Origin of the sequence: Aliidongia dinghuensis (assembly GCF_014643535.1) — a bacterium.
GTDB lineage: Bacteria > Pseudomonadota > Alphaproteobacteria > ATCC43930 > CGMCC-115725 > Aliidongia > Aliidongia dinghuensis.
Map to the genome: position 1 here is coordinate 382,823 of NZ_BMJQ01000003.1, position 25,241 is coordinate 408,063.

Sequence of the window (25,241 nt, forward strand, 5' to 3'; positions counted from 1 at the left end):
TGGACGCTCACCGACCGCGCCGCAGCGCCGCCTTGAGCGCGTCGGCCAGCGGCGAGGCACGCAACAGGAAGAGCGCGATGCCGAACGGCCCCGCGCCATGGCGGATCGCCCGCAGCAGCAGAGCCAGTCCCCGGCGTCGCCAGCCGTCCCGATAGGCGTTGCGCCCCATCCGTTCATAGATGCGCCGCAGGATCCGATGGCGCTCGGCCCGGGTCAGCGCCGCCCGGTGCGCCTCGACATGGGCCAGGAGCCTGGGCAGCCAATCCGTGATCGAGAGGCCGCGGTTCCGGTCCATATAGCTGCCGATGCTCCGCCGGTAGCGCACCAGGATCTCGGGCAAGGCGACCACTTCGCCGGCGAAGGCGAGCCTGAGCCACAGGTCCTGGTCCTCGCCAACGCGGAGATCCCTGTCGAAGCCGCCAAGCCGGCGTGCCACCGCCGTATCGACGACGGCGCAGGGCGTGCCGACATAGACGTCCTCCAGCATGCCTTTCCAGGCATCCGGCCCGCTCGTCACCACGCAGCCGTCGTAGACCGTGCCCTCGGCGACGCCGTCGCGCACCCAGATTGCATTGCAGCAGCAGAGCACCGCGCCCGGCGCGGTCATGAGGGACGCCACCTGCCGGGCGAGCTTGTCGGGCAGCCATTCGTCGTCGGCATCGAGAAAGGCGGTGTAGCGTCCGGCTGCGGCGGCGAGCCCCGTGTTGCGCGCTGCGGCCGGCCCCTGGTTGCGCTCGTGCCGGATGACCCGGAGACGCGGCTCTTCGGCCGCGAGCCGCTCGACCAGGCCGATCGTCCCGTCGGTGCTGCCGTCGTCAACGATCAGGATCTCGAGCGCCTCGTAGGTCTGCGCGCGTACGGACGCAAGCGCCGACAGGATCGTCCGCTCGGCATTGAAGGTCGGGATGATTACCGAAATCAGCGGCGATGCGTCCGGCCGCCGGGCCATCATCCCCTCACCCTTTGCCCAAACCCGCTTGCCCGGCCCCGCTGTTGCGGAGGCTTGCCGGGCAACACGCTACCGATGATAGAAATTTTCCATCGGCTGTCCATTCATACGGCACCTTGCGCGATCGCGGCATGGTTTTGTTAAGGAAAACGCGCGACGCTGCGGCGCGTCGCGCCCGGTGACCGTCGTGCAAGCTCTGCCGTCCTGGCCATTTTGCTTGGCGGCGTGTGTGTGATGGGGGCATGTCGGAGCGGGTGTCGGCGGTTGGCCCCTGAGCGGCTGGCCGCAGGTCCGGGTTAGCGCTAGGAGAGAGAGATGCGGATTGCGGTCATCGGGACGGGGTATGTCGGTCGCGTCTCTGGGGCTTGCTTCTCGGAGTTCGGCGCCTCGTCCCGACGCGGCGACGACCATGCCGACCGCATCGTCGTCGACTTGCGCAACATCTTCGGCTCTGCCCGCGTCGCCCGCCATGCGTGACCTGCTGATCGCGTTCTTCCTTCTGGGCAGTCTGCCGGTAATACTGGCGCGGCCCTATGTCGGCTTCATCATGTGGTTCGTGGTCTCCTTCATGAACCCGCATCAGCTCGCCTACGGCTTCGTCACGAGGCTGCCGGTCGCCCTGATGGTCGCCGGCTGCACGATCCTGGGTTTCATAGCGTTCCGCGAGCAGAAGCGGATGCCGATCGACGCCACGATCGGCCTTGTTATCGCGCTTGCAGTCTGGATCACGGTCACGAGCGCGTTCTCGCTCAGGCCCGACCTCGCCTGGGCCGACTGGGACAAGGTCATCAAGACCTTCGGCATGACGTTGCTGATGATCCCGCTCATCACCAATCGCCAGCGGCTGCAGGCGGTCATCTGGGCGATCGTGATCAGCATCGATTTCTACGGCGTGCGCGGCGGCCTCTTCACCATCATCTCGGGTGGCGGCGGCCGCGTCCTCGGTCCGGCAGACACGACGCTCGGCGACAACAACCAATTGGCGGCGGCCCTCATCATGACGCTGCCACTCATCCGCTATCTGCAGACCCAGACCGAGCACCGCTGGGTCCGCCTGGGCCTGCTTGCGGCCCTGGGCCTGACCACGGTCTCGGTCTTCGGCTCCTATTCCCGCGGCGCGCTCATCGGCCTCGGCGTCATGTTCCTCTGGATGCTCCGGTCCTCGCGGCACAAGGCGACCATCCTCTTGGCCGCGGTGTTCGGCATTGGCGCGCTCGCGCTCGTCATGCCGGAGAGCTGGTATGCCCGCATGCACACGATCGGTAGCTATGACCAGGACCAGTCGACGGAGGGCCGGTTCGATGCGTGGCGGTTCGCGTTCCGGCTGGCGCTCGACCGGCCGCTCGTCGGCGGCGGCTTCCATATCTACGCGGACTCCCAGCGTTTCCTGTCGCTCGTGCCGGACGCACCGATCGCGCGCGCGTTCCACAGCATCTATTTCGAGGCCTTGGGCGAGCACGGTTTCGTCGGCCTCGGCATTTTCCTGGCGGTGATTGGCGCCGGCCTCATCACGACCGCGCGGCTGCGCCGGCGGACCCGCCGGGAGCCGCAGCAGGCCTGGGCCTATGAGCTCGGCTCGATGGTCCAGGTGAGCATCGTGGGCTATCTGGTCGCCGGCGCCTTCCTGGAGCTCACGTTCTTCGACCTGTTCTACGCGATCGTCGTTCTGCCGACCTTGGCAGGCATCGTGCTCGACCGCGAGCAGGAGGACGAGGAAGCGCCGCCGATCCGTAGCAGGCCCGCCGAGCTGCTCCGGGCGGCGCGACAAGCCGTGGCAAAACCGATACGCTCGTAAGCATCCGTTCCGGGGAGCGCCCTCTTGTTCGCCTTATTCCTCGTCGCCGCCTTGGCTGGCATCGTCTATCTCATGGCTTGGGTCGTCATGAACGACGAGGCGAAGCATATCGACGATCAGACAGGGCTCCTGCGCATGACCAGGCCCAAGAGGGCAGCAACACCGTCCGCGGAGGAGCCGAAAGCGGCCCCGCGGCACGGCCGTCGCGCCCGGCCGCTCGGTGAGCCGATCACCAACCGCTGGGCCTCGCGCCCAGGTCGTCCTCAGTCCGCGCGTCCTCTGCCCGGCCGCGCGAAACCTGTCGTCCCGACGAAGCCCCCTGTCACCACCCCCATGCCCGCACCGGCACGCGAGGCCGAGGAAGAGATCATCCATCCGCTATGGCAAGGCCGCCGCCGGCCGGGACAGCGCCGCTGAGATGACGAGGCTCGCGGCCGACCTCCTGCTGTCGGCGGCCGACCGGCACGGCCACGCAACGGCGCTCGTCGACGCGTCGACCACGCTCGACTATGGCGAGCTCGCCCAGCGCGTCGACGGGATCGCGCGTGGGCTGGTGGCGCTGGGGACGGCGCGCCGGGACCGGGTTGCCGTCTTCCTGGAAAAGCGCTGGGAAACGGTCGGCAGCCTGATCGGCGCCATGCGCGCCGGCTGCGTCATGGTGCCGATCAATCCGACCTTGAAGGCGCGCCAGGTGCGCCACGTGCTGCGCGATGGCGGGGTGCGCGTGTTCGTCACCAGCCGCAGCCGCCTCGCGGCGCTGGGGCCGATCCTCGATGATTGCCCGGCGCTCAAAGCGCTGGTCCTCGTCCCGGACGGCTCGAGCGAGGCGCCTGCCGTTCCCGCCCGGATCGACAAGGCCGCGATCGAGACGATCGAGTGGCACGAGCTCGCCCGGCAGGACGGCCCGGCGCTGCACCGTACGATCGACGCCGACATGGCGGCGATCTTCTACACGTCGGGGTCGACCGGCCTGCCGAAGGGCGTCGCCTTCAGCCACCGCAACCTCGTCGCCGGGGCGGAAAGCGTCAACGCCTATCTCGGCAACGGGCCGGAAGACCGCCTACTGGCTGCCCTGCCGCTCAGCTTCGACGCCGGCTTCAGCCAGCTCACCACAGGTTTTGCCGCCGGTGCGCGCATCGTGCTCTTGAACTATCTCCTGCCGCGCGATCTCGTCCGCGCCATCGCCGAGGCCGGCATCACCGGCCTCACCGGCGTGCCGCCGCTGTTCGCGCAGCTGGTGAAGTCCGACTGGCCGGCCGCGGCCGGCGCCTCGCTCCGCTATTTCGCCAATACCGGCGGACACATGCCGCGCGCCGTGCTCGACCGCATGCGCCGCGCGGCGCCGCGGGCCCGGATCTTCCTCATGTACGGGCTGACGGAGGCGTTCCGCTCGACCTACCTGCCGCCCGACGAGATCGACCGGCGGCCCGACTCGATCGGCAAGGCCATTCCTAACAACGAGATCCTGGTGGTCGACGAAGAGGGCGCCCCCTGCCCGCCCGGCCAGGTCGGCGAACTCGTCCATCGCGGTGCTACGGTGGCGATGGGTTATTGGAACGATCCGGAGCAGACGGCCATGCGCTTCCGCCCAGCACCGAAGGGCGATGCGGCGGCCCCGCCCGGCGAACGGGCCGTCTGGTCCGGCGACCTCGTCCGCCAGGACGAGGAAGGTTTCCTCTATTTCGTCGGCCGGCGCGACGACATGATCAAGACGTCGGGCTATCGGGTGAGCCCGACCGAGATCGAGGAGATCGCCTACGGCTTTCCTGGGGTCGCCGAGGTCGCTGCCGTCGGGCTCCCGGACGAGGTGCTGGGCCACACCATCGCGCTCGCGGTCGCACCGGCCGCGCCGGACCTCCCGCCCGACACGGCGGCCCTGCTCGACCGCTTCCGGGGAGAAGTGCCCTCGCACATGGTGCCGCGCCGCATCTTCGTGCTGCCGAGCCTGCCGCACGGCCCGAACGGCAAGATCGACCGGGGCGCCGTCCGCACGTGGCTCATGTCGGCGCCGGCGGAGATCGCCGCCGAGGTCGCCTCGTGAGTGGCGTTACGAACGGCCCGGCACTACCGGCCGACTGGGCATCCGCATTCGTCGACGGCGAGCTCACCATCGGCGGCATCCCGGCGAGCCGGCTCGCCGCCCGCGTCGGCGGCACGCCGTTCTTCGCCTATGACCGCGCCCGGGTTGCCGGCCGCGTGGCCGCGCTGCGCCAGGCCCTGCCGGCCTCGGTCGATCTGCATTATTCGCTGAAGGCCAACCCGATGCCGGCGCTGGTCGGCTATCTCGGCCGGCTCGTCGACGGCTTCGACGTCGCCTCGGCCGGTGAAATGAAGATCGCGCTCGACGCGGGCATGGCGCCGGAGCGCGTCGGCTTCGCCGGCCCCGGCAAGTCGGACGCCGAGCTCCGTCAGGCTGCCGCCGCCGGCGTCATCGTCAGCCTCGAAGGCCAGGGCGAGCCCGAACGCCTGCACGAGGCAGGGCGCGCCGTCGGCTGCCGGCCGCGGGTCATGGTCCGGGTGAACCCGGCGTTCGACGTCCGTGCCGGCGGCCTGCGCATGGGCGGCGGACCGAAACCGTTCGGCATCGACGAGGAGGACGTGCCGGCCCTGCTCCGCCGGGTGGCCGCACTCGACCTCGATTTCGCGGGTTTTCATCTCTATTGGGGCTCCCAGAGCCTCGACGCGGCGCGCATCGCGGAGGCGCAGGAGCAGGCGATGTCCGCCTTCCTGAAGCTCGCGGCCGTGGCCCCGGCACCGCCGCGCCTGTTCAATCTCGGCGGCGGCTTCGGCATCCCCTATGCGGCAGGCGATCCGGCGCTCGACCTTCCGGCGGCAGCCCGGAACGTGGCGGCGGCCGCAGCACGCCTCGCCCAACAGCTGCCCGACGCCCGGCTCATCGTCGAACTCGGCCGTTATCTGGTGGGCGAAGCCGGCGTCTATGTCTGCCGGGTGCTCGACCGCAAGGTCTCGCGCGGCGAGGTCTTCCTCGTCACCGACGGCGGCCTGCACCATCACCTGGCCGCGTCCGGCAATTTCGGCCAGGTCGTGCGGCGCAACTATCCGGTTGCCGTGGCAACGCGGCCCATCGACGGCCCGCGCGAGACGGCGACGATCGCCGGCCGCCTGTGCACGCCGCTCGATGTGCTGGCACGCAAAGCCGAGCTCGCCGTCGCCGCACCCGGCGACCTCATCGCCGTGTTCCAGTCGGGCGCCTATGGCGCCTCGGCCAGCCCCGCCGGCTTCCTCAGCCACGGCGCGGCACCTGAGATTCTCATTTAATCTCAGGCTTTTTAGAAAAAAGAGTCGGAAAACTTGACAGTCGGCCGGTTCGCCAAGCACCCAAAAACGACCGATACCCATATAAATCAATAAGATAGCGTCATTGGCACGCCGTGTGCTTACCCCTATAGCAAGCGTCGAAATGCGCTGACCCATTGGCTCTCTTGGCAGTCCCGTCAAAAACGGGGGGAAGGGAGCGCCAGAGACCAATTTGTTAGCTTATTCAAGGGGATTACGAATGAAACTCAAGCTTGCTGGCGTCGCTTTCGGCGCTCTGATGGTGGGCCTGGTTGGCGCTGGCGAAGCCAAGGCCGACGCGATTGGTTACGCCTCGCTGGTTTTCAACTCCGCTTTCTTCAGCGCGCCGGGCAGCACGACGCCCGTCAACCTCACGACCGACATCGATACGAACACGCTGCGGTTCCAGGACAACCTGAAGAACTCGGCCACGCTGAACAGCACCACGGCCGGCGATGCGGCGTCGCGTAACTCGCTGGCGCAGACCACGGTCGACCCGGCGCTGGCAGTCGTCGGCAGCTACAGCGGTGGCGAGAACAACTTCGGCTTCACGGCGAACAACACCAATTTCGCTCGCTCCGACAGCTCCCTGGCCGGCAACCTGCTGCAAGGCAATGTCCAGTCGAACGTCGTCGCTGAGACCCAGGTTCTCAACGGCAGCAACGGCCACGTCCAGACCTCCAGCACGAACTCCAGCCAGGTGACGTTCACGGCGACCAGCGCCCTGACGCTGCAGTTCAACGTCGGCGGTCAGGTCGGCCTGTTCACCAAGCTGTACAACTCGAACAGCCAGCTGCAGACGGCCGACGCGAGCATCCTGTTCAACATCACGATCAAGAATCAGACGACCGGCCAGACGATCCTGAACTTCAGCCCGGATGATCTGAACAACCAGCTCACGGCGTTCAACACCCCGTCCCAGCAGGGCAACTCGGCGCTGGCCAGCTTCGGCGACACGTCGGGTTCGTTCACCCTCGTGACCGGCGACACCTACACGCTCTCGATCACCCAGAACGTGCAGGCCGACGCGACCGCGCTGCCGGAGCCGGGCACCCTCGCGCTGTTCGGCGCCGGCCTCGCCGGCCTCGGCTTCCTCGGCTTCCGCCGTCAGAAGAAGGGCGGCCTCGCCGCCTAACGAAATCGGCAGGAGCGTTCCGCTCCTTCCGGTTCGAAGAGAAGCGACACCCTATCCGGGTGTCGCTTTTTTTTACACCCACTCTGAAGCCCTCTTTCCACGGCCCTCTTTCACAGATGGACTCCCGCGCGTGCTTTGTCTGATGGACCTGTCCACGCCGTTATGGCAGGTTCGTCCCCGCCCGTTTGGCCCGAGACGTCCCGGATTGCTTCCCGCGCGAAATCCGGACGCGGCTTCGGCAAGCTCTACCCGATATCGCACCCCTCTTTGCCACCAGCGAAAGAAACTTCCGTGCGGGACGGCTCCCATCTGAAGGCCTCGATCGCCGCCGGCGAGCCGCAACGGGCGCAGAGACCAAAAGCGCCATGACCAGCGCCCCCCATCTCCTTCATGTGTTCTCGAGCTTTGAAGTCGGCGGTTCGCAGATCCGCTTCTGTCAGCTCGTCAACGCGCTGGGCGACCGCTATCGGCATTCGGTCATCGCACTCGATGGCCGAACGGATGCGCGAGGCCGCCTGCGGCCCGGTGCTCCCGTCGAAATCATATCGTTCGATCATCACAAGACCGGCAGCCTTCGCGACCTTCGACGCTTCCGTCGAACGCTCGCGACGCTGCGCCCCAATCTCCTGTTGACCTACAACTGGGGTGCCATCGAGTGGGGACTCGTCAACATCATCCGGCCGATCTGCCCGCATATCGCCGTGGTCGACGGGTTCGGCCCCGAAGAGGTTGCTGCGTCGCTGCCCAGGCGATCTTTCATTCGCTGGTTCGTCTATGGTCGCGCCCGCTCGCTTGTGGTTCCGTCGCGTGTGCTGGAGCGTGTTGCACGTGACACCTGGCGCATCCCTGCCCGGATCGTGCGCTATATCCCCAACGGCGTGGACGTCGCCCGTTTCCACCAGCCGCCGGATCCGGCACTGCTTGCCCAGCTCGACCTGACCGGAGCGGAGCCGGTGATCGGGACGATCGCGGGGCTGCGCCGGGAAAAGAATGTCGGCCGCCTCGTCGATGCGTTCGCCCGGATCGTTCAACAGGGGCGCGCAGCGCGCCTGGTGGTCATTGGCGACGGCCCCCTGCGTCACGATCTCGAAGCGCAAACCCATCGTCTAGGGCTCGCCGGCAGAGTGATCTTCACCGGCGCGCTCACTGGCCCCGAGCGGCTGTTGGGCGCCTTCTCGATCTACGCGATCTCGTCCGATACGGAGCAGATGCCGATCAGCCTCGTCGAGGCCATGGCCACGGGGCTGCCGGTTGCGAGCGTCGACGTTGGCGACGTCGCCGACATGGTGGCATCCGAGAACGGCCGTTTCATCCAGGGGCGCGACGCCGAAAACTTGGCGCAGTCGCTCGCAGCACTGCTGGACAATCCGACCGAACGCGCCCGGATTGGTGCCGCCAACCGGGCCGCCGCAACCGCCCGGTTCACCGAACGGAACATGGTCGAGGTCTATGACCGGCTTTTTGCCAGCGCCATGACTGGTCGGCCATGACTGACCGAATGACAAATACATGACCCTCCACGCCTCTCCCGCAGCCGATCGGCGGCCGATCCGCCTGCTCACCTTCACGACGCTCTATCCCAACCCGGAACAGCCGCAGCACGGCGTGTTCGTCGAAAACCGGCTGCGTCATCTGCTGGCGAGCGGCGCCGCGGAGACCCGGGTCGTGGCGCCGGTTCCCTGGTTCCCGCTCACCGCTGAGCGCTTTGGCACTTATGGAAGCTATGCGCGCGTACCGCGGCACGAAGAGCGGCACGGCATCGCGATCGATCATCCGCGCTACTTCCTGCCGCCGAAGATCGGCATGGTGCCGGCACCGCTCCTGCTCTACTGGGGCGCCCGCCGCGCGGTCGATCGGCTGCGCCGGGACGGCTACGACTTCGACGTCATCGACGCCCATTATTTCTATCCGGACGGCGTCGCGGCCGCCCTGCTCGCCCAGGCGCTGGGCAAGCCGCTGGTCATCACTGCGCGCGGCACCGACATCAACCTCATCCCGCAATACGACGTGCCGCGCCGCCTGATTCAATGGGCCGCGGGCCGCGCCTCGGCCATGATCACTGTCTGCGCCGCCCTCAAAACCGCGCTCTCAGAGCTCGACGCGCCGGCCGACCGCATCACGGTGTTGCGCAACGGCGTCGATCTCAGGAATTTCCACCCGATCGATCCCGGCCAGGCCCGAACCCGGCTGGGCGAGGCGCCGGGCGGCCTGCTGCTGGCCTCGGTCGGGCACCTGATCGAGCGCAAAGGCCATCACCATGTCATCGGCGCCCTTGCGGACCTGCCGCAAGCGCGACTCGTGGTTGCCGGCACAGGCCCGGAACGGGCGGCACTCGAGGCGCTGGCCCAGCGGCTCGGCGTCGGCGACCGGGTGCGCTTCCTCGGCCACGTGCCGCACCAGGAACTGGCCCAGCTCTATAGTGCCGCCGATGCGCTGGTACTCGCGTCGTCCCGCGAGGGCTGGGCCAATGTGCTGCTGGAGGCGATGGCCTGCGGCACGCCGGTCGTGGCGTCCGACATCTGGGGCACACCCGAAGTGGTTGCGGCCCCGGAAGCGGGCCGCCTGATGCCGGAACTGAGTGCCGTCGGCGTGGCCCGCGCCGTCACGGACCTGCTCGCCGCCCGGCCGGATCGGGCCGACACCCGCCGTTATGCGGAGCGATTCAGCTGGGACGAGACCACGGCCGGGCAGATCGCGATTTTCGAGAAGCTGCGACATGCGGCGCCGACCGCCCGGTCTCGTTGAACCGGTCTCGTTGAACCGGTCCGGCGGTCTTGCTATGACATCAGCCACACAGGCCGCAGCGGGGGCCAGGGCAAATTAGAGAAAAATTAGGATTATCCGGGCGATAGTCCGCCCGGCTTTTTTCCCCTCGTCGGAGGGTCAGGAGTTGCATATGGGGACCGTGTTTTCGTCGGCGCGCTTGCGCCTGTTGACCGCCGCTTCCGGCTTCGTCCTCATCGCCGCACTCGGCGGCTGCGACAACCCGGACAAGAAACAAAGCAGCACCGGTTCCCTTGAGAAAGCTGCCGAATATCGGGCAAAGGGCGACATCGCCGCGGCGCTCATCGAGACGAAGAACGCGCTGCAGGCCGATCCCCATAACGGCCAGGCCCATTTGCTGCGCGGCCAGCTGCTCGCCGATCGCGGCGACATCTGGGGCGCCGAAGACGAGCTGCGCCAGGCGAGCGCCGCTGGCCTGCCGCCCAGCGACTGGTTCAGCCCGCTCGCTCATTCGCTGTTGCTGCAGCAGAATTTCGTGAAGCTGCGCGAGCTCGTGAACCAGAACAAGGACACCTCGCCCACGATCCAGGCGCAAGCGAAGGCTTTCGTCGGCGACATCTCCCTGTCCGAGAACAAGGTCGACGACGCCCGGAAGTCGTTCACCGATGCGCTGGCGCTGAACGCCCAGGATATCGACGGCATGCTCGGCATGGCCCAGGTCGAGCTCGCCGGCCGCTCGTTCGACAAGGCGGCGGACTGGCTGAAGAAGGCGAAGGCCGCGGCCCCGTCGAGCCCGGAGATCGACCAGCTTCAGGCCCGGCTGGACGGCGCCAACGGCGATTCGGCTGCCCTTGAGGCCGACCTCCGCAGGGCCGCCGCCGACAAGCCGGACAACCCGTTCTATCAGCTGATGCTGGCCCAGGCGCTCGTCGCCAACCGCAAGTTCGACGAGGCGGACAAGCTGCTGGACGTTGTGCTGAAGCGGATACCGAACCATCCGCTGGCCAATCATCTGCGCGCCGTCATGCTCTATCGCAACGGCAAGTACAAGGAAGCGGACGAGCTTGAGACGACCGTGCTCTCGGCGGCACCCAACCTGCGCGCCGCCCAGTTCATCGACGGCCTGGCGAAGTACCCGCTCGGCCAATATGTCCAGTCGGAGCATCTGCTGAACGGGCTCAATGCCTCGGGCGAAATGTCCGACGAGGCGAGCTTGGTTCGCGCGGCCGACCTCATGCAGCTCAATCGGCGCCAGGAAGCCTATGCGCTGGTGAAGACGCTCGAGCCCAAGCACGAGAATGATGCGTTCTTTCTGAAGCTCGCGGCGGCGGCGGCCCAGGCGAACGGCGACCTGCCGAAGAGCCGGGACTACTACCAGCGGGCGCTCGCGGCCGATCCGAAGAATACCGATCTCCTGACGGCGCTCGTCGCCGTGAAGCTCGATCTCGGCGACACCTCCGGCGACCCGGCCAACCTGGACAAGGCGATCGAGGCCGCGCCGGACAACCAAAGGAACCTCGCGACGCTGTTCGGCAGCCTGCTCCGGAGCAAGCAGTTCGACAAGGCGCAGGAACTCGCCCAGAAGGAACAGAGCCTCCATCCGGACAAGGCGGAAGGATGGACGATGGCCGGCATGATTGCGGCCTTCCAGACCAAGTACGACGACGCGATTACCAATTTCACGAAGGCGCTCAGCATCGAGCCGACCGCCTCGGACGCGGTCAACGATCTGGCCGCGGTCTATCTGCAGCAGGGCCGGGTCGATCTGGCGCGCAGCACGGTCGAGGACGGCTTCAAGCGCACGCCCAAGGAGGCATCGATCTGCGCCATGGGCGCCAAGGTCGAAGCCGCCGCCAAGAATCTCGATGGCGTGCAGACCTGGCTTGAGCGCAATCTGGACATCGATCCGAAGGCGTCGGCCGCGCGGGCCGACCTGATCCAGGTCCTCGTCGAGAAGAAGGAGCCGCAGAAGGCTGCGTCGATCGGGCTCACCGGCCTGCAGTTGACGCCGGGCGACCCGCTCCTGCTCAAGGCGACTGCCCAGGCCTATCTCGCGGCCAACCAGCCCGACAAGGCAGTGCAGAGCCTGCGCGAGCTGATCACGGCCAAGCCCGACGCCGACAATTACTATCTCCTGGCCCGGGCCTATCTCGACCTGCACGACGAGGCCCGGCTGCGCGATACGTTGGAAACGCTGGTGCAGAAGGCGCCGGACTTCCGGCCCGGCCGCATGCTGCTGGCGCGTCTCCTGCTGGACCACAAGGACAGCCTCGACCGGGCCAATACCATGATCGCCGATCTCGCGAAGCAGCAGCCGGATGATCCGGACGTGATCGAGCTGCAGGCGCGGGCCGCGAACCTCAACAGCGGTCCCAAGGCCGCGATCGACATCCTGCAGAAATACCTGGCGACCGAGAAGACACCGTCGCGCAATCTCGTATTCCTGCTGAGCAGCGCCCAGTGGGATGCCGGCGACAAGGACAAGTCGATCCACGGCATCGCGGGCTGGGCCGATGCCCATCCGGACGACGCCCAGGCACGCATGACGCTCGCCACGCGCCAGATTGAGATCAAGCACTACGACGACGCGCACAAGACGCTCGCCGCCGAGATCGACGCCCACCCCAACAACTGGGTCGCCCAAAACAACCTGGCGTGGGTGCTGATGACCCAGGGCGATCTGGCCGGCGCGCAGGCGCAGATCGATAGCGCCCAGAAGCTTGCCGGATCGCAGCCCGACGTGCTCGACACCCAGGGTCAGATCGCGCTCGCGCGGGGCGATGCGTCTCATGCGGTCGACGTCCTCAAGCTCGCGACGCTCAACGGCACGCCGAGCCCGACCATCCGCATCCATCTGGCCAAGGCGCTCATCGCGTCGGGCAAGCCCAAGGAAGCACAAGACACGCTCAAGGCCGTGGTCGCGACTGCCAAAGCTGGCCCCGATGCCGACGAAGCCAAAGCTCTTCTCGCCAGCATCAAGAACTGAGGTTGAATCGAACCATCCCTCAGGTTGAATAAATGATGGCGCTTCGAGCGGTGGTATGCTTATGTAGCGGCGTTTTCTAGTTCGCCATTTTTGTGCCGGGCAACCGGCGAAGGAATTTCTCTCCGGGCAGGAGTTTGAAGTGAACCTTGATCGAGACAACGCTCCGACGAGCGCGCCGGTTGCGTCGCCTCAGGCGACGCCGAACGAGGCGAGTGATCGACGGCCTTCTCGCCGCAAGATTGTCAAGCTGGCAGCAACCGCGGCACCCGTTGTGGTCGCGATGAGCAACCGCCCGGCCTGGGCCTGCACGCCCGTCGTGCCGTCCGCCTGGTGTTCGACACAGATCGCATCCAAAAAGGGCATTCACCTCTCGCAGGACGCGGGCACGAAAGGCAGTTGCGGCACCGGCTGCTCACCCAGCTATTGGTCCCAGTTCTTCAAGAGCACCTCGTCCTGGAGCAAGACGAGGAACAATTGCAACAACCTGCCGTCGAACACCACGACCTGGCGCACGTGCGTGAACAATGCCGGTGCGCCGAGCGTCTGCTTCGGCTCGGTGCTGCACCAGTATTCCGCCACGGACGACTGGCATTTCTGCGCGGCCTATCTGTCGGCGATCAACAACAACATGGGGACGTACTGCAACATCTCGCGTTATCCGCTCAGCACGAGCGATATCAGCAGGATGTACAACGGCAAGTACGTGACCAACGGCCACACCTGGACGCGGGCGGAATGTATCGCCTATATCCAGAGCCTGTATGATGACAGCACGGCCCGCCAAGGGTTTAACCTGGCCTTCTGATTGCGAGGGATAAGGGCTGACATGGGCGAGAAGCCTCTTCTCCGCCTCGAAAGCCCGGATCGGTTCTCGTGGCGCCACTGGGACGGCGAGTTCGTCTTCTTCGACGAACTCTCCGGCGAGACGCGCCTGCTGCACGGCTGGGCCGGCGCCGTATTCGAACTCATCGCGGAACGACAGCCGATCGATATGGAGCGGCTCACGAACGAATTGGCCGCGGCGGCCAACCTGCCGCTCGACGACGATCTGCGCATGGCCGTCCGCGAGGCCGTCGACACCCTCAAGAGCTTCGTGCTGATCGGCGACGCCGCAGAATGAGACTAAGCGACCTGCCGCACGACGAGGCGATGCGACGCCTGCAAGGCCCCGGACTGGCGCTCCGCATGGGGCCGTTCCGCGTCCGTGTCACCTCTCGCATCCGGCGCTTCTGCCGCCAGTTCGTCGATCTCTACCCCCATCACCGGCTAGTTGAGGCCGAGGAATTCATCGACTTCGACATCCGGATGAAGGCCGGGTGGTCCTGGGTCTTCCCGCGCGGCCGCGTCGCGCGCTTCGAGGTCAACGGCGACGCACCGTTGACCCCCCTGCCGCTCGGCCAGGCCATGCCGCTGTTCGAGTGGGGGCTCAACTGGTGCGTCACGACCCAGTCGCACCGCTTCGTCATGGTGCATGCCGGCATCGTGGCGCGCGGCGATGAGGCGCTGATGATGCCGGGCGCCTCCGGCTCGGGGAAGAGCACGCTCACGACGGCACTCTGCTATCGCGGCTGGCGGCTGCTGTCGGACGAGCTGGCGTTGATCGACCTGGAACAAAAGCTGGTCTATCCGATGCCGCGGCCGATCAGCCTGAAGAACCGATCGATCGCGACGATCCAGCGCTTCGCGCCCGAAGTCCATATCGGCTCCCGCGTCACGGAAACGCGCAAGGGCGAGGTGGCGCTGCTCAGGCCGCCGGCCGCGAGCGTCGCCGAAGAGGATCGCCGTGCGCGCATCACCCGCATCCTGTTCCCGCTCTACGATGCGAACACGCCAGCGGAGGGCCTCGCCATCACGCCAGGCCAGTCATTTGTTAAGACCTTTGATAGTACCTTCAATTACGGCATTCACGGCAAACGCGACTTCGCGCTGCTGGCCGATCTCATGGAACGCGCGCCCGCGGCCGAGATCCGGTACAGCGACCTCGACGCGGCCATTGCCCTTATTGAAGGATCCTCACTCTGGTCGGCGCCTCTGACAACAACATGAGATCCGGCTACCGCCGTCTGTTGCGGGTCCTGCGCGAGCCGACCTCGATGGCAGCGCTCACGCCCGCGGAATGGACGAGCGTCGTCGCCGTCGCCCGGCATGCCGGCCTGCTGGCGCGCTTGGGCGAGCTCGCCCGGCGCGACGGCGTCTTCGACCGCATCCCGGAAAGCCCGGCCCATCACCTTGAAGCGGCGCGCGCCATCGCGGAGAAGCATCGGCGCGACATCCGCTGGGAAGTCGTGCATGTCGCGCGCAGCCTCGCTCCTCTGCCGGGACCGGCGGTCCTGCTCAAGGGAGCTTCCTATGTCGCAAGCGGCGTCTCGGCGCATCTCGGGCGCCTGTTCGGCGATATCGACATTATCGTGCCGCGTGCCCAGCTCGACGAGGCGGAGCATCTGCTGATGCTGGGTGGCTGGTTCTGCGACAAGCAATCGGCCTACGATATCCGCTACTACCGGCAATGGACGCATCAGCTGCCGCCGATGCGCCATCCGGTCCGCGAATCCGTGATCGACCTGCATCACGCGCTGCGTCCGCCGATCGCGCCCGGCAAGGTCGATACGTCCGACCTGTTCCGGGAGGCCCGCCCGACGGAGCTCGGGCTCTATATCCCCTCGCCCATGGACATGATCATCCACAGCGCGACCCATCTGTTTTGCGCCATGGATTTTCGCAACGGCCTCAGGGACTTGTCGGATATCGACCTCTTGCTGCGCGAGTTCGGCACCAGCGACGGCTGGTGGCGCGACCTGGTCGACCGCAGCCGGCGCTTCGGCCTCGTCTCGCCGCTCGCCATGGCCATGCTCCATGCTCGACGCATGCTCGGCACACCGGTCCCGCCGGCGGTGCTCGCGGGTGCGCTCGAGGCGGCCGGCCGCGGCGAGCATCGCCTGCTCGACCGCCTGATCTCAGCCGCGCTGCCGCCGGCGAGTGTCGCCACGTCCATGGCCGAAGCGGTCGCCCGCGGCCTGCTGTTCGCGCGCGGCTACCTCCTCGACATGCCGCCGCCGGTTCTGGCGGCGCATCTGACCCACAAGCTCGTGAGCCTGGTTCCGCGACAACGCGGATCTGAGCGCCCCGAGCCGGTATAACCCGAGCCGGTATAACAAGCATCTTGCGGACGCCGAGGCGTTCGCCCGTGCCCACCGCAACCGTCGCGGCCGACCGCCGCGCCCGGAGGCGATCGGAGGAGTCTCGTTGCCTCAACCGTCGTACGAGATCATCAGCAACGTCCTGAGCGGGCTCCTGTTCCTGGGGCTGACGCTGCAGATGGCGATGCCCAAGAAGCGCTCGCGCATCGAGCGCATGGCGGCCGGCGTGCCGCCGCTGCTGACGCTTCTGCGGATGGCGGCCCCTTGGCTCGGCGCCACGCCGGCGGTCGTCTGGACCGCGGAAGTCGCCCATCTCGCGGCCTGGGTCGGCCTGCTCGGCCTGTTCCGCTGCAACCTGACGCAGAACAGCGGCTATCGCCTGCTCGCCCTCAAGCTGGCGCCGCCGGTGATCCTTTCGATCGGCATCGGCTGGCTCGTCGGACCGGACCCGAACCTCTTTGCCGTGATCGCCCTCATCTGGATCCTCGTGGTCGGCCTGGTCGAGCTCGAACAGATCATCCGGACGGCGTCCAGCGAGGATTCCTGGGCCATCAAGCATGCCGCGATCGGGATCGGCGCGATCCTGGGGCTCAACCTCTATTTCTATGCCGAAGGTCTGCTGCTGCGGCAGCTCAACCCGACGCTGGCACACGTCCGCTTCTTCGTCTATGCGCTGTGCGCCCCGCTGCTGATGATCTCGACGGCGCGCCTGCGCGGCTTCCGGCGGCGGATCCGCCTGTCGCGCCAGGGCGTGTTCCATTCGGCGGCCCTGATCCTCGTCGGCCTTTATTTCATGACGATGGCGCTCGCCGGCTATGCGATCCGCCAGTTGGGCGCGGCATGGGGCGAACTGCCGCAAGTCGCGTTCGGCTTTGCGGCGCTCATCCTGCTGCCGATGCTCCTCGCGTCCGCCTCCGCGCGCGCCAAGCTCAAGGTCTTCATCGCCAAGAATTTCTTCTCGCTGCGCTACGACTATCGCGAGGAGTGGCTGCGCTTCATCCAGACGGTCGCCCACGACGTGACCGAGACGAACCTGCATCTGCGCATCATCAAGGGCATCGCGGACATCGTCGAGGCGACCTGCGGCGCCCTCTGGCAGCGCAGCGACGAGGACCGCGCGTTCCTCTTGTCCGAGGCCTGGAACATGGGGGCGCAGCGCCTGCCGGCGGTGCCGCTCGCAGCCTCGCTCGTCGCCTATCTCGAGCAGACGGGCGCGATCATCGACCTCTACGAATATCAAGCGAAGCCCGAGCGCTATCCCAATCTCGAGCTCCCGGACTGGCTCGCGAGCCATCCGCGCGCCTGGCTCATCGTTCCGCTGCGCAGCCGCGAGCGGATGAGCGGCTTCGTCGTGCTCGGCGAGCCCCGGGCCCAGCGGTCGCTGATCTGGGAGGACTACGACATCCTGAAGACCGTCGGCCATCACGCCGCCGGCTACATGACCGAAGAGAAGGTGCTGAACGACCTGTCGGACGCTCGGCGCCTCGAGGCGTTCAACCGCCGCTTCGCCTTCATCATTCACGACATCAAGAATGTCGTCAGCCAGATGGCGCTCATGCTGCGCAACGCGGAGCGGTTCGCCGGCAATCCCGAATTCCAGAAGGACATGCTCGAGACCGTCGCGAACTCGGTCGCCAACCTCACCACGCTGCTGCAGCAGATCAAGGCCGACACCCAGCCCGAACCGGCGGCCCAGCCGCACCCGGCCACCGAGGCGCCTCAGCTGCCGGCGACGCACGACCTGGCCCAAGTGATGATCCCCGTCGCGCGGCGTTGGGCGCGGCAGCATTCCGGCCTGGTGACGGATATCGCCGCGGCCGAAACTTTGCAGGCAGCGCTGTCGCCGACCGACCTCGGGGCGGTGCTCGACCATCTGCTGCAGAACGCCGTCGAGGCGGCCGGCCCCGACGGGCGCATCACGCTCGCGATCGCCGCCGAGGAGGATCGGGCGGTCATCTCGGTCGCAGACGACGGGCCCGGCATGTCGGAAGAATTCATCCGCGAGCAGCTGTTCCGCCCGCTCGTCTCCGGCAAGTCCGACGGCTACGGCCTCGGCGCCTTCCAATGCCGGGAGCTGGTGCGCGCCATGGGCGGCCGGCTCGAGGTCGAGAGCACGCCGGGCGCTGGAACCTGCTTCAAGATCTACCTGCGTGCGCAGCCTGAGCACGCATCGGCAACCGAGGCGTGACGATGCACGCCAGCTCTCATCCCGTCGGGCCCGACGCCAATAGTCTCCGTCTCGTCACGCGTCCCGGACGAGCGGTCTGCTATAGACACGGCCAGATCGAAAACATTACGGTTCAAATGCAATGAGTCGCGCGGACAAGCTCCCTTCCCTGCTGATCGTCGAGGACGATCTCGGCATCCAGAAACAGCTGAAATGGGCCCTCTCGGACCATTACGAGGTCGAGGTCGCCGGCGACCGGGCGAATGCCATGACGATCGTGCGGCGGTCGGAGCCGGCGGTCGCGATCCTGGACCTGGGTTTGCCGCCCGATCCGAACGGCGCGTCCGAGGGGCTCGCGATCCTTGAAGAGATCCTGTCGTTCCGCCCCACGACCAAGGTGATCGTGTCGAGCGGCAACGGCGAGCGGCGCCACGCGCTGGAAGCGATCCGTATCGGCGCCTACGACTTCTATCCGAAGCCGGTCGACATCGACGTTCTGCGCCTGATCGCCCAGCGTGCCGTGCATCTCCATGCGCTCGAGCTGGAAAATCAGCGCCTGGCCCAGATCCAGGCGCGCGGCGCGCTGCCCGGCGTCATTGCCGGCAGCCAGGCGATGCTCGAGGTCTGCCGGGTCGTCGAGCGCGTGGCGCCGGCCGACGTCCGGGTGCTGCTGACCGGCGAGAGCGGAACCGGCAAGGAAGTGCTGGCGCGCGCGCTTCACGACAACAGTGCGCGCGCGGCCGGCAAGTTCATCGCGATCAATTGCGCGGCGGTGCCGGAGAACCTGCTCGAAAGCGAGCTGTTCGGTCACGAGAAGGGCGCCTTCACCGGCGCCGTCAAGACGACCATCGGCAAGTTCGAGCAGGCGAACGGCGGGACCCTGTTCCTGGACGAGATCGGCGACATGCCGATGGCGCTGCAGAGCAAGCTCCTGCGCTTCCTGCAGGAGCGCGTGGTCGAGCGGGTCGGCGGGCGCAATTCGATCGCGGTCGACGTGCGCGTCATCGCCGCGACCAACCGGAACCTGGCTGAGATGATCACGGCCGGTGCGTTCCGCGAGGACCTGTTCTATCGCCTGAGCGAGATCGAACTGCATATCCCGCCGCTGCGCGACCGCATGGGCGACCCGGTGCTGCTCGCCCGCTATTTCTTCGAGCGCTTCAACAGCACGCTCGGCCGCGCCGTCAAAGGCTTCGCACCCGACGCGCTTGCGGCCATGTCGGCTTATCAATGGCCGGGCAATGTGCGCGAGCTCGAGAACCGGGTGAAGCGGGCGCTCGTGCTGGCGGCCGGCGACCTCATCACCGCGGCCGACCTCGGCATCAGCGCCGGGCATTTCCCGTCGCTGCGCGAGTTGCGCGAGCGGGCCGACCGCGAGGCGGTGACAAGCGCGCTGGCGCTCGCCGGCGACAATGTCTCGGCCGCGGCCAAGCTGCTCGGCATCAGTCGCCCGACGCTCTACGAGCTGATGAACTCGCTGTCGATCCGCACCTGACCCGAGGCCGACAGGTCCATCGACATGGCCGAAGTGCTGTTCCTGTGCCAGCGGATTCCGTTTCCGCCGAACAAGGGCGACAAGATCCGCTCGTTCAACATCCTGCGGCACTTGGCGGAGCGCCATACCGTGCGCGTCGGCAGCTTCGTCGACGATCCGGCGGACTGGCAATATGCCGAGCCGCTCAAGGCCCACTGTGCGGAGCTGTTCCTGGCGCCGCTCACGCGGCGTTGGGCGACGCTCCGGAGCGCCAGCGGGCTGATCGACGATCTGCCGCTGTCCGTGCCGTTCTACCGTGACCGGCGGCTCGCCGCCTGGGTCGCGCGCACACTCGCCCGGACGCCGGCGGATGCGGTCTTCGTGTTCTCGTCCGCCATGGCGCAGTACGTCCCCGAAGGACCGATGCGGCCGCGCCGCTTCGCCATGGATTTCGTCGACGTCGACGCGATGAAATGGGCTGCCTATGCCGAGACCAAGCACGGTGCCGCCGGCTGGATCTATCGGCGCGAGGCGCGGAAGCTCTTGGCCCATGACCGCCGGGTGGCCGAACGCGCCGACATCAGCCTGTTCGTTTCGGACCGTGAGGCCGAGCTGTTCCGCGGCCTGGCGCCGGAAAGCGCCGGCCGGGTCCACGCCCTTTCCAACGGGGTCGATTCAGCCTATTTCGACCCAGGCCAGGTCGGCTCGGCGGACGCGACGGCGTCGTCCCCTCGCCCGCGCCTGGTCTTCACCGGCGCCATGGACTATTGGCCCAACGTCGAAGCCGTCGTCTGGTTCGCCGATCATATCCTGCCCGGCGTGCAGGCGCGGCATCCCGAGGCGCGCTTCCAGATCGTGGGCCTCAACCCCGACAAGCGGGTCCAGGAGCTCGCCGGACGGCCCGGCATCGAGGTGACCGGGCGCGTGCCCGACGTCCGGCCGTATCTGGCCGGCGCCGATGCGGTCGTGGCCCCCATGGGCATCGCGCGCGGCATCCAGAACAAGATCCTCGAGGCGATGGCAATGGCCCGGCCGGTCGTCGTCTCGCCCGAGGGGCTTGAAGGCATTGCCGCGGCCGATGGCCGCGAGGTGCTCACGGCCGAGCGGGAGCCGGCGGCCTTCCTCGCCCGAACGCTCGCCGCCCTCGACCCGGCGACCAGTCATCCGATCGCCGCCGCCGCCCGGGCATTCGTGCTCGAGCGCTTTTCCTGGGACAGCACGCTCGACCGCCTGGATCGGCATATTTTTGCAAACGGTGGTGGAAACTAGTCGGCCGTCGCGCTCATGGGCGTCACACGGCACCGTTGCGTAGGCGAAAATATCGAGGGCATGCCCCGTCGCGCCAAGAGGCCGGCCTCGTCCCATGCAGCAGACGCAATGGACATAATAGTCGAGTGAATTCGGTCACAGCGATTTTGACGCAAAATTTTTACAAATATTTGGCATCACGGCAACGCTCGTGGCCGCATCTTTTGCGCCGCGGCGATGCGGCGCAGAATCGAAGCCTGCTGACGTTGTCGAGACCTTTTGAAGCCGCCCACGAAATTAACATAATTTGAAGGCTTTTTATGATAAGTGTTGGGCCATAACGAACATGCCTTTCTCACGCTCACTCCGCTTCAGGGGTGGCGGATTTCGCGCTGAAAACGCTTTGTCGACGCCGCTTCGATAAGCACGGTGGATCAAGAAAATGTTTGTCAACCAGCGATATATACCGAATTCCAGTTTCGTTTTGGCGCTTTTGGACTTCGCGGCACTCGTCCTCGCCCAAGCGCTGATATTCGGCGAGGTCTACGAGCGGCTCCAACTCGCCTCTGCGTGGCAGGCGGGAGCATTCCTGACGCCCTATATCCTGACCAACATCCTGTTCCTCTATGCCGTCGGCTGCTTCCGGCAGGACACGCTGATCAATCCTATCGGCTCGATGTCGCGCGTCCCCGTCGCGCTGATCTTTACCGGCGGGCTGCTGTTCTTCTATCTGCACTACGGTCTCGCCGCGGTCTATTCGAACGCCGCGGTGTTCCGCAGCATCAGCGCCTGCGCGATTATCGTGCTGACCACGACCGGCATCTCGTTCGGTGCCGCGAGCGCCAGCCGGATGCTGTTCTACTTCATGATCCGCCGCCATTGGTTCCGGCGACGCATCCTCGTGATCGGCACCGGCCAGCGGGGCGCCTACCTCCAGTCGCTCATGAACCAGGCGACCCACAAGGCGGTGTCGAACCTGATGTTCGTGCCGCAGAGCGTGCTTGGTATCGCGGATTCCATCTCGAGCCCGGCCGAGACCGTGTCCAGCACCGCGATCATCGCCGTTGGCAACAAGTCGATCGAGGAACTGGCCGAGGAGCTCGGCGTCGACGAGATCGTCGTCGCGGTCGACGAGCGGCGCGGCCTGTCGATCAAGCGGCTCTTGGCGTGCAAGGCCGCCGGCATCCCGGTTACCGAGTTCGCGACCTTCATCGAGCGTGAGACCGGCCGTGTCGATTTGCGCTGGCTCGAGCTCTCCTGGCTCGTCTATTCCCACGGCTTCCAGCGGCGTGCGCTCGACATCGCCATCAAGCGCGTATTCGACATCACGCTCAGCCTCTTCATCCTGGCGGTGACCTGCCCGGTCCTGCTGGCCGCGATGCTCGCGGTTTATATCGAAAGCGGCGCGCCGATCTTCTACCGGCAGGAGCGGGTGACGAGCTTCGGCCGCGCCTTCCGCCTGATCAAGCTGCGCTCGATGCGTCAGGACGCCGAGAAGGCCGGCGCGCAATGGGCGAGCGTCAACGACAGCCGCGTCACCAAGGTCGGCGCGTTCCTGCGCAAGTCGCGCATCGACGAGATCCCGCAGCTGTTCAACGTCATCCTGGGTGACATGTCGCTGGTCGGGCCGCGGCCGGAGCGCCCGGTGTTCACGGCGCAGCTGTCGAAAGCCATCTCGCTCTACGACCTGCGCCATTCCGTGCGCGCCGGCCTCACCGGCTGGGCCCAGATCAATTATCCGTACGGCGCCTCGGTCGAGGATTCGCGCAAGAAGCTCGAATACGACCTCTACTATATTAAGAACTACAGCATCATCCGCGATGCGCTGATCCTGCTGCAGACGCTGCGCGTCGTCATCTGGAACACGGGCGCGCGGTGAGACGCGCCCCACAGGCGGCCCCGGCAGCATCGGATTTGGAGATGCGCTGCCGGGCCCAGGCCTGAAGCGCGATGAAGGACGGTGCCCCATCGTTCGTCGCTGACGCCGGGTCGCCATTGCACCAAGGCCAGCCATCGATCACCCCCCAAGAAACGACGGGGGACGTTCCGAGAGAACGAGCGGTGCCGCGGACCAGGAGATTCGCATTTATTAATGCACTCCGAGGGTACGCCGTTCTATTCGTGATCACCGCTCACACGGGCACGGCGTTCGCGGAGTTGCCCTACCCGCTCAAAAGACTGACAAATTTCGGCTGGAACGGTGTTCAGCTGTTCTTCTTGATGAGTTGCGTCACGCTGCTCATGTCCTGGCGCTCGGAAGAGACCGATGGCCGCGCCAGCGCACTGGATTTTTACGTCCGCCGAATGTTTCGTATTTCGCCAATGTACTATCTGGCGGCGCTCTTTTACTTCTTGGTCGAGCCGCCGCCAACCGGCTTTGATCTGAAACAGCTGCTGGCGGCATTAGCATTCGTCAACGCGTGGCACCCGGCCCTGGCGCCGACGGTTCTGGATCGCTGGAATGTTGTTCCCGGCGGCTGGAGCATCAGCGTCGAGTTCATGTTCTACTTCATGTTTCCCTTGATGGCCGCGCTGGTCCGTTCGATGCGCGCCGCGTTGCTGTTCTGCGGATTGGCGGTCCTGGCCGGATGCGTGGTCAACCCGGTCATGGAACAAGCGTTGCGCGACAATTACAGCACAACGGCGGTCCAAAATTTCCTGTACTTCTGGTTTCCCAACCAGATCTCCGTTTTCGCTTTGGGAACGGTGCTGTATTTCATCCTTCTGTGGGTGCAGGCGAACCCGCTGAGCTGGATTTCGGCAGCGCTGCGCCGCCACAGCGCGGCCATCATATGCGCGTGCCTCGGAGCGTGCGCCATCTCCACGGCCCTGCCCTTTCCTGAGCGGCTTCCGTTCTCGTTCCCACTGCTGATACCGACCTTTCTCGTCGCGTCGCTGATCTTTGTCGTGATCGTCGCAGCGATGGCGACCAGCCCGCGAAGCCCTTTCGTCAACCGTTTCGCCTGCGAACTCGGAAAGGTCAGCTTCAGCGCATACCTTTTCCACTTTGCAGTGCTTCACGAGCTGCCGCGGCTGCTTCCAATTCTATTCGATACTGATGCTACCGGCTGGCGGGCCATCTTCTCATGCTTCGCGCTCTGGCTCGCGACCGTTTCGACGACCTATGGGCTATCGGCCATCACCTTCCATACCGTCGAAGACCCGATGATTCGCATGGGCAGGCGATTGCTTCGGCTACGGCGTAAGAATGACCGGATAGCGACGGCTGGCCAGGCGTCGTGAAACCCGGCGGCGATCAAGCGTGCGATCCGCCCTCCGCCGTTCCAGTCATTTCACCAGGGCGCGCACCCGCTGAACCAGAGACCGCATATAGCCCTTGGTCTCCCACATAACCTCGCGCACCTTGTGCAGCAGGTAGCCCCGGCTCGAGATGCCGGTCGTATCGCCGCTCATCACATTGCCGTTGAAGATCGGATCGAGGTCGCTGAAATTCCGCAGGAATACGGTGTGCCCGCCGGTCTCGTTTGCGAACTTGTTGTCGAGAAAGACGAGATTTTTCGTCTTCAACTGGGTCTCCCCATCATCGATCACCACAGCGGCCTGTGGGTTGGTGCTGCGCGGCCCCTTCTGCAGCCTGTTCTTTTCCATCAGCAGATCGCCGCCGTTCGGCAACTCGACCAGAAAGCTGGCGGTGCCCTCCGGCCCGTCCTCGATGTCGTCGGCGATGAGTTCCGTGCGCAGTGCGCCCGACTTGATGTGGTGCCCGCCGCGCGTGCCGGCGATCCGCGTGCTGTCGATGCTGAGCAGCGCCACCTGGCCGACATTGATGCCGTGGGCGCAGGTCGCCTCGCACCGCCCGTTCTTTTCAAACACGCTGTCGGACACGCGGATCGCGTTCCGCGGCAGATCGTCGACCAGGATCCCGGTCTCGTTGTCGATGAAGCGGGAGTGCTCGACCGCGAGATTGCCGCGCTCCACGCGAATGCCGGCGCCGTTCCCGCCTGGCACCCGGGCCCGTGCAAAGGTCAGGTTGCGGATCGTAAGATCGCCGCCGCGCGCAATCAGCAGCGCCTTGCCCTCGCAGGTCCTGTCCGTCAGCACGACACCGGCTCCGGCGCCCTCAATCACCAGCTGATTTTGCCGAATGATCGCACAATCGAAATATTCGCCGGGCGCCACCTCGATGACATCCCCGTCGGCGGCGACGGCGACCGCATCGCTCGGCCGCTTGAACTCCGCGTCGGGACCAACGGCCAGTATCCTCGCCTCGGCGCTGCCGCTCGTCTCGATTACCGCGATCATCAAGATAAAGAAATACTTCGATCCGGCAAAATGCCCCTTGAGCTTCTGCACGAAGAATGATGACGC

At 66.3% G+C, this 25,241-nt stretch carries 20 protein-coding genes; 18 read left to right on the forward strand and 2 right to left on the reverse strand.

What is annotated here, in order from left to right:
• Nucleotides 1-7: 7 nt before the first annotated feature.
• Nucleotides 8-952: a glycosyltransferase family 2 protein gene (locus IEY58_RS07735; RefSeq protein WP_189044249.1), complete on the reverse strand. Its 945-nt coding sequence runs from the start codon at nt 950-952 to the stop codon at nt 8-10.
• Between the two features lie 312 nt (nt 953-1,264).
• Here IEY58_RS07735 and IEY58_RS34710 point away from each other — a divergent pair, with 312 nt between their 5' ends.
• From IEY58_RS34710 to IEY58_RS07825, 18 genes are all read left to right on the forward strand, one after another.
• Entirely contained in the window at nt 1,265-1,426 is a 162-nt protein-coding gene (locus IEY58_RS34710; protein WP_308422402.1) for a hypothetical protein, read from the forward strand.
• The gene (locus tag IEY58_RS07745; RefSeq protein ID WP_189044251.1) at nt 1,419-2,744 is read left to right on the forward strand and encodes a putative O-glycosylation ligase, exosortase A system-associated; all 1,326 of its coding nucleotides are present in this window, start codon (nt 1,419-1,421) and stop codon (nt 2,742-2,744) included. Before IEY58_RS34710 ends, IEY58_RS07745 begins: the two co-directional genes overlap by 8 nt.
• A gap of 24 nt (nt 2,745-2,768) precedes the next feature.
• Nucleotides 2,769-3,161 (forward strand): hypothetical protein, encoded by a 393-nt coding sequence (locus IEY58_RS07750; protein WP_189044253.1) that lies wholly within the window; start codon nt 2,769-2,771, stop codon nt 3,159-3,161.
• A 1-nt stretch (nt 3,162) separates the two neighbouring features.
• Entirely contained in the window at nt 3,163-4,785 is a 1,623-nt protein-coding gene (locus tag IEY58_RS07755) for an acyl-CoA ligase (AMP-forming), exosortase A system-associated (RefSeq protein WP_189044255.1), read from the forward strand.
• The gene (locus IEY58_RS07760) at nt 4,782-6,023 is read left to right on the forward strand and encodes a pyridoxal-dependent decarboxylase, exosortase A system-associated (RefSeq protein ID WP_189044257.1); all 1,242 of its coding nucleotides are present in this window, start codon (nt 4,782-4,784) and stop codon (nt 6,021-6,023) included. The genes IEY58_RS07755 and IEY58_RS07760 overlap by 4 nt, the downstream gene beginning before the upstream one ends.
• Nucleotides 6,024-6,261: 238 nt before the next feature.
• Nucleotides 6,262-7,176 (forward strand): EDSAP-1 family PEP-CTERM protein, encoded by a 915-nt coding sequence (locus tag IEY58_RS07765; RefSeq protein WP_189044259.1) that lies wholly within the window; start codon nt 6,262-6,264, stop codon nt 7,174-7,176.
• Nucleotides 7,177-7,361: 185 nt separating this feature from the next.
• A complete protein-coding gene (locus tag IEY58_RS07770; RefSeq protein WP_229743564.1) occupies nt 7,362-8,666 on the forward strand; it encodes a glycosyltransferase family 4 protein in 1,305 nt (434 codons plus the stop codon).
• Between the two features lie 19 nt (nt 8,667-8,685).
• Nucleotides 8,686-9,921 (forward strand): glycosyltransferase family 4 protein, encoded by a 1,236-nt coding sequence (locus IEY58_RS07775; protein ID WP_189044261.1) that lies wholly within the window; start codon nt 8,686-8,688, stop codon nt 9,919-9,921.
• Nucleotides 9,922-10,072: 151 nt separating this feature from the next.
• A complete protein-coding gene (gene prsT, locus IEY58_RS07780; protein WP_189044263.1) occupies nt 10,073-12,886 on the forward strand; it encodes an XrtA/PEP-CTERM system TPR-repeat protein PrsT in 2,814 nt (937 codons plus the stop codon).
• 139 nt (nt 12,887-13,025) lie between these two features.
• On the forward strand, nt 13,026-13,691 hold the full coding sequence (locus IEY58_RS07785; RefSeq protein WP_189044265.1) for a hypothetical protein: 666 nt from the start codon (nt 13,026-13,028) through the stop codon (nt 13,689-13,691).
• Between the two features lie 21 nt (nt 13,692-13,712).
• The gene (locus IEY58_RS07790) at nt 13,713-14,006 is read left to right on the forward strand and encodes an HPr-rel-A system PqqD family peptide chaperone (RefSeq protein ID WP_189044267.1); all 294 of its coding nucleotides are present in this window, start codon (nt 13,713-13,715) and stop codon (nt 14,004-14,006) included.
• Complete coding sequence (locus IEY58_RS07795; protein WP_189044269.1) at nt 14,003-14,932, forward strand: HprK-related kinase A; 930 nt, start codon at nt 14,003-14,005, stop codon at nt 14,930-14,932. The genes IEY58_RS07790 and IEY58_RS07795 overlap by 4 nt, the downstream gene beginning before the upstream one ends.
• Before the next feature lie 47 nt (nt 14,933-14,979).
• Nucleotides 14,980-16,023: a nucleotidyltransferase domain-containing protein gene (locus IEY58_RS07800; protein ID WP_189044271.1), complete on the forward strand. Its 1,044-nt coding sequence runs from the start codon at nt 14,980-14,982 to the stop codon at nt 16,021-16,023.
• Nucleotides 16,024-16,129: 106 nt separating this feature from the next.
• On the forward strand, nt 16,130-18,211 hold the full coding sequence (prsK, locus tag IEY58_RS07805; protein WP_189044273.1) for an XrtA/PEP-CTERM system histidine kinase PrsK: 2,082 nt from the start codon (nt 16,130-16,132) through the stop codon (nt 18,209-18,211).
• A 121-nt stretch (nt 18,212-18,332) separates the two neighbouring features.
• On the forward strand, nt 18,333-19,685 hold the full coding sequence (gene prsR / locus IEY58_RS07810; protein WP_189044274.1) for a PEP-CTERM-box response regulator transcription factor: 1,353 nt from the start codon (nt 18,333-18,335) through the stop codon (nt 19,683-19,685).
• Nucleotides 19,686-19,709: 24 nt separating this feature from the next.
• Nucleotides 19,710-20,933: a TIGR03087 family PEP-CTERM/XrtA system glycosyltransferase gene (locus IEY58_RS07815; RefSeq protein ID WP_189044276.1), complete on the forward strand. Its 1,224-nt coding sequence runs from the start codon at nt 19,710-19,712 to the stop codon at nt 20,931-20,933.
• Nucleotides 20,934-21,396: 463 nt separating this feature from the next.
• Nucleotides 21,397-22,791 carry a TIGR03013 family XrtA/PEP-CTERM system glycosyltransferase gene (locus tag IEY58_RS07820; protein ID WP_189044278.1) on the forward strand — a complete coding sequence of 465 codons (1,395 nt, stop codon included), beginning with the start codon at nt 21,397-21,399 and terminating at the stop codon, nt 22,789-22,791.
• A 71-nt stretch (nt 22,792-22,862) separates the two neighbouring features.
• The gene (locus IEY58_RS07825; RefSeq protein ID WP_268237554.1) at nt 22,863-24,155 is read left to right on the forward strand and encodes an acyltransferase family protein; all 1,293 of its coding nucleotides are present in this window, start codon (nt 22,863-22,865) and stop codon (nt 24,153-24,155) included.
• Between the two features lie 45 nt (nt 24,156-24,200).
• Here IEY58_RS07825 and IEY58_RS07830 read toward each other — a convergent pair whose 3' ends face one another.
• Nucleotides 24,201-25,226 (reverse strand): right-handed parallel beta-helix repeat-containing protein, encoded by a 1,026-nt coding sequence (locus IEY58_RS07830; protein ID WP_189044282.1) that lies wholly within the window; start codon nt 25,224-25,226, stop codon nt 24,201-24,203.
• Nucleotides 25,227-25,241: the final 15 nt, after the last annotated feature.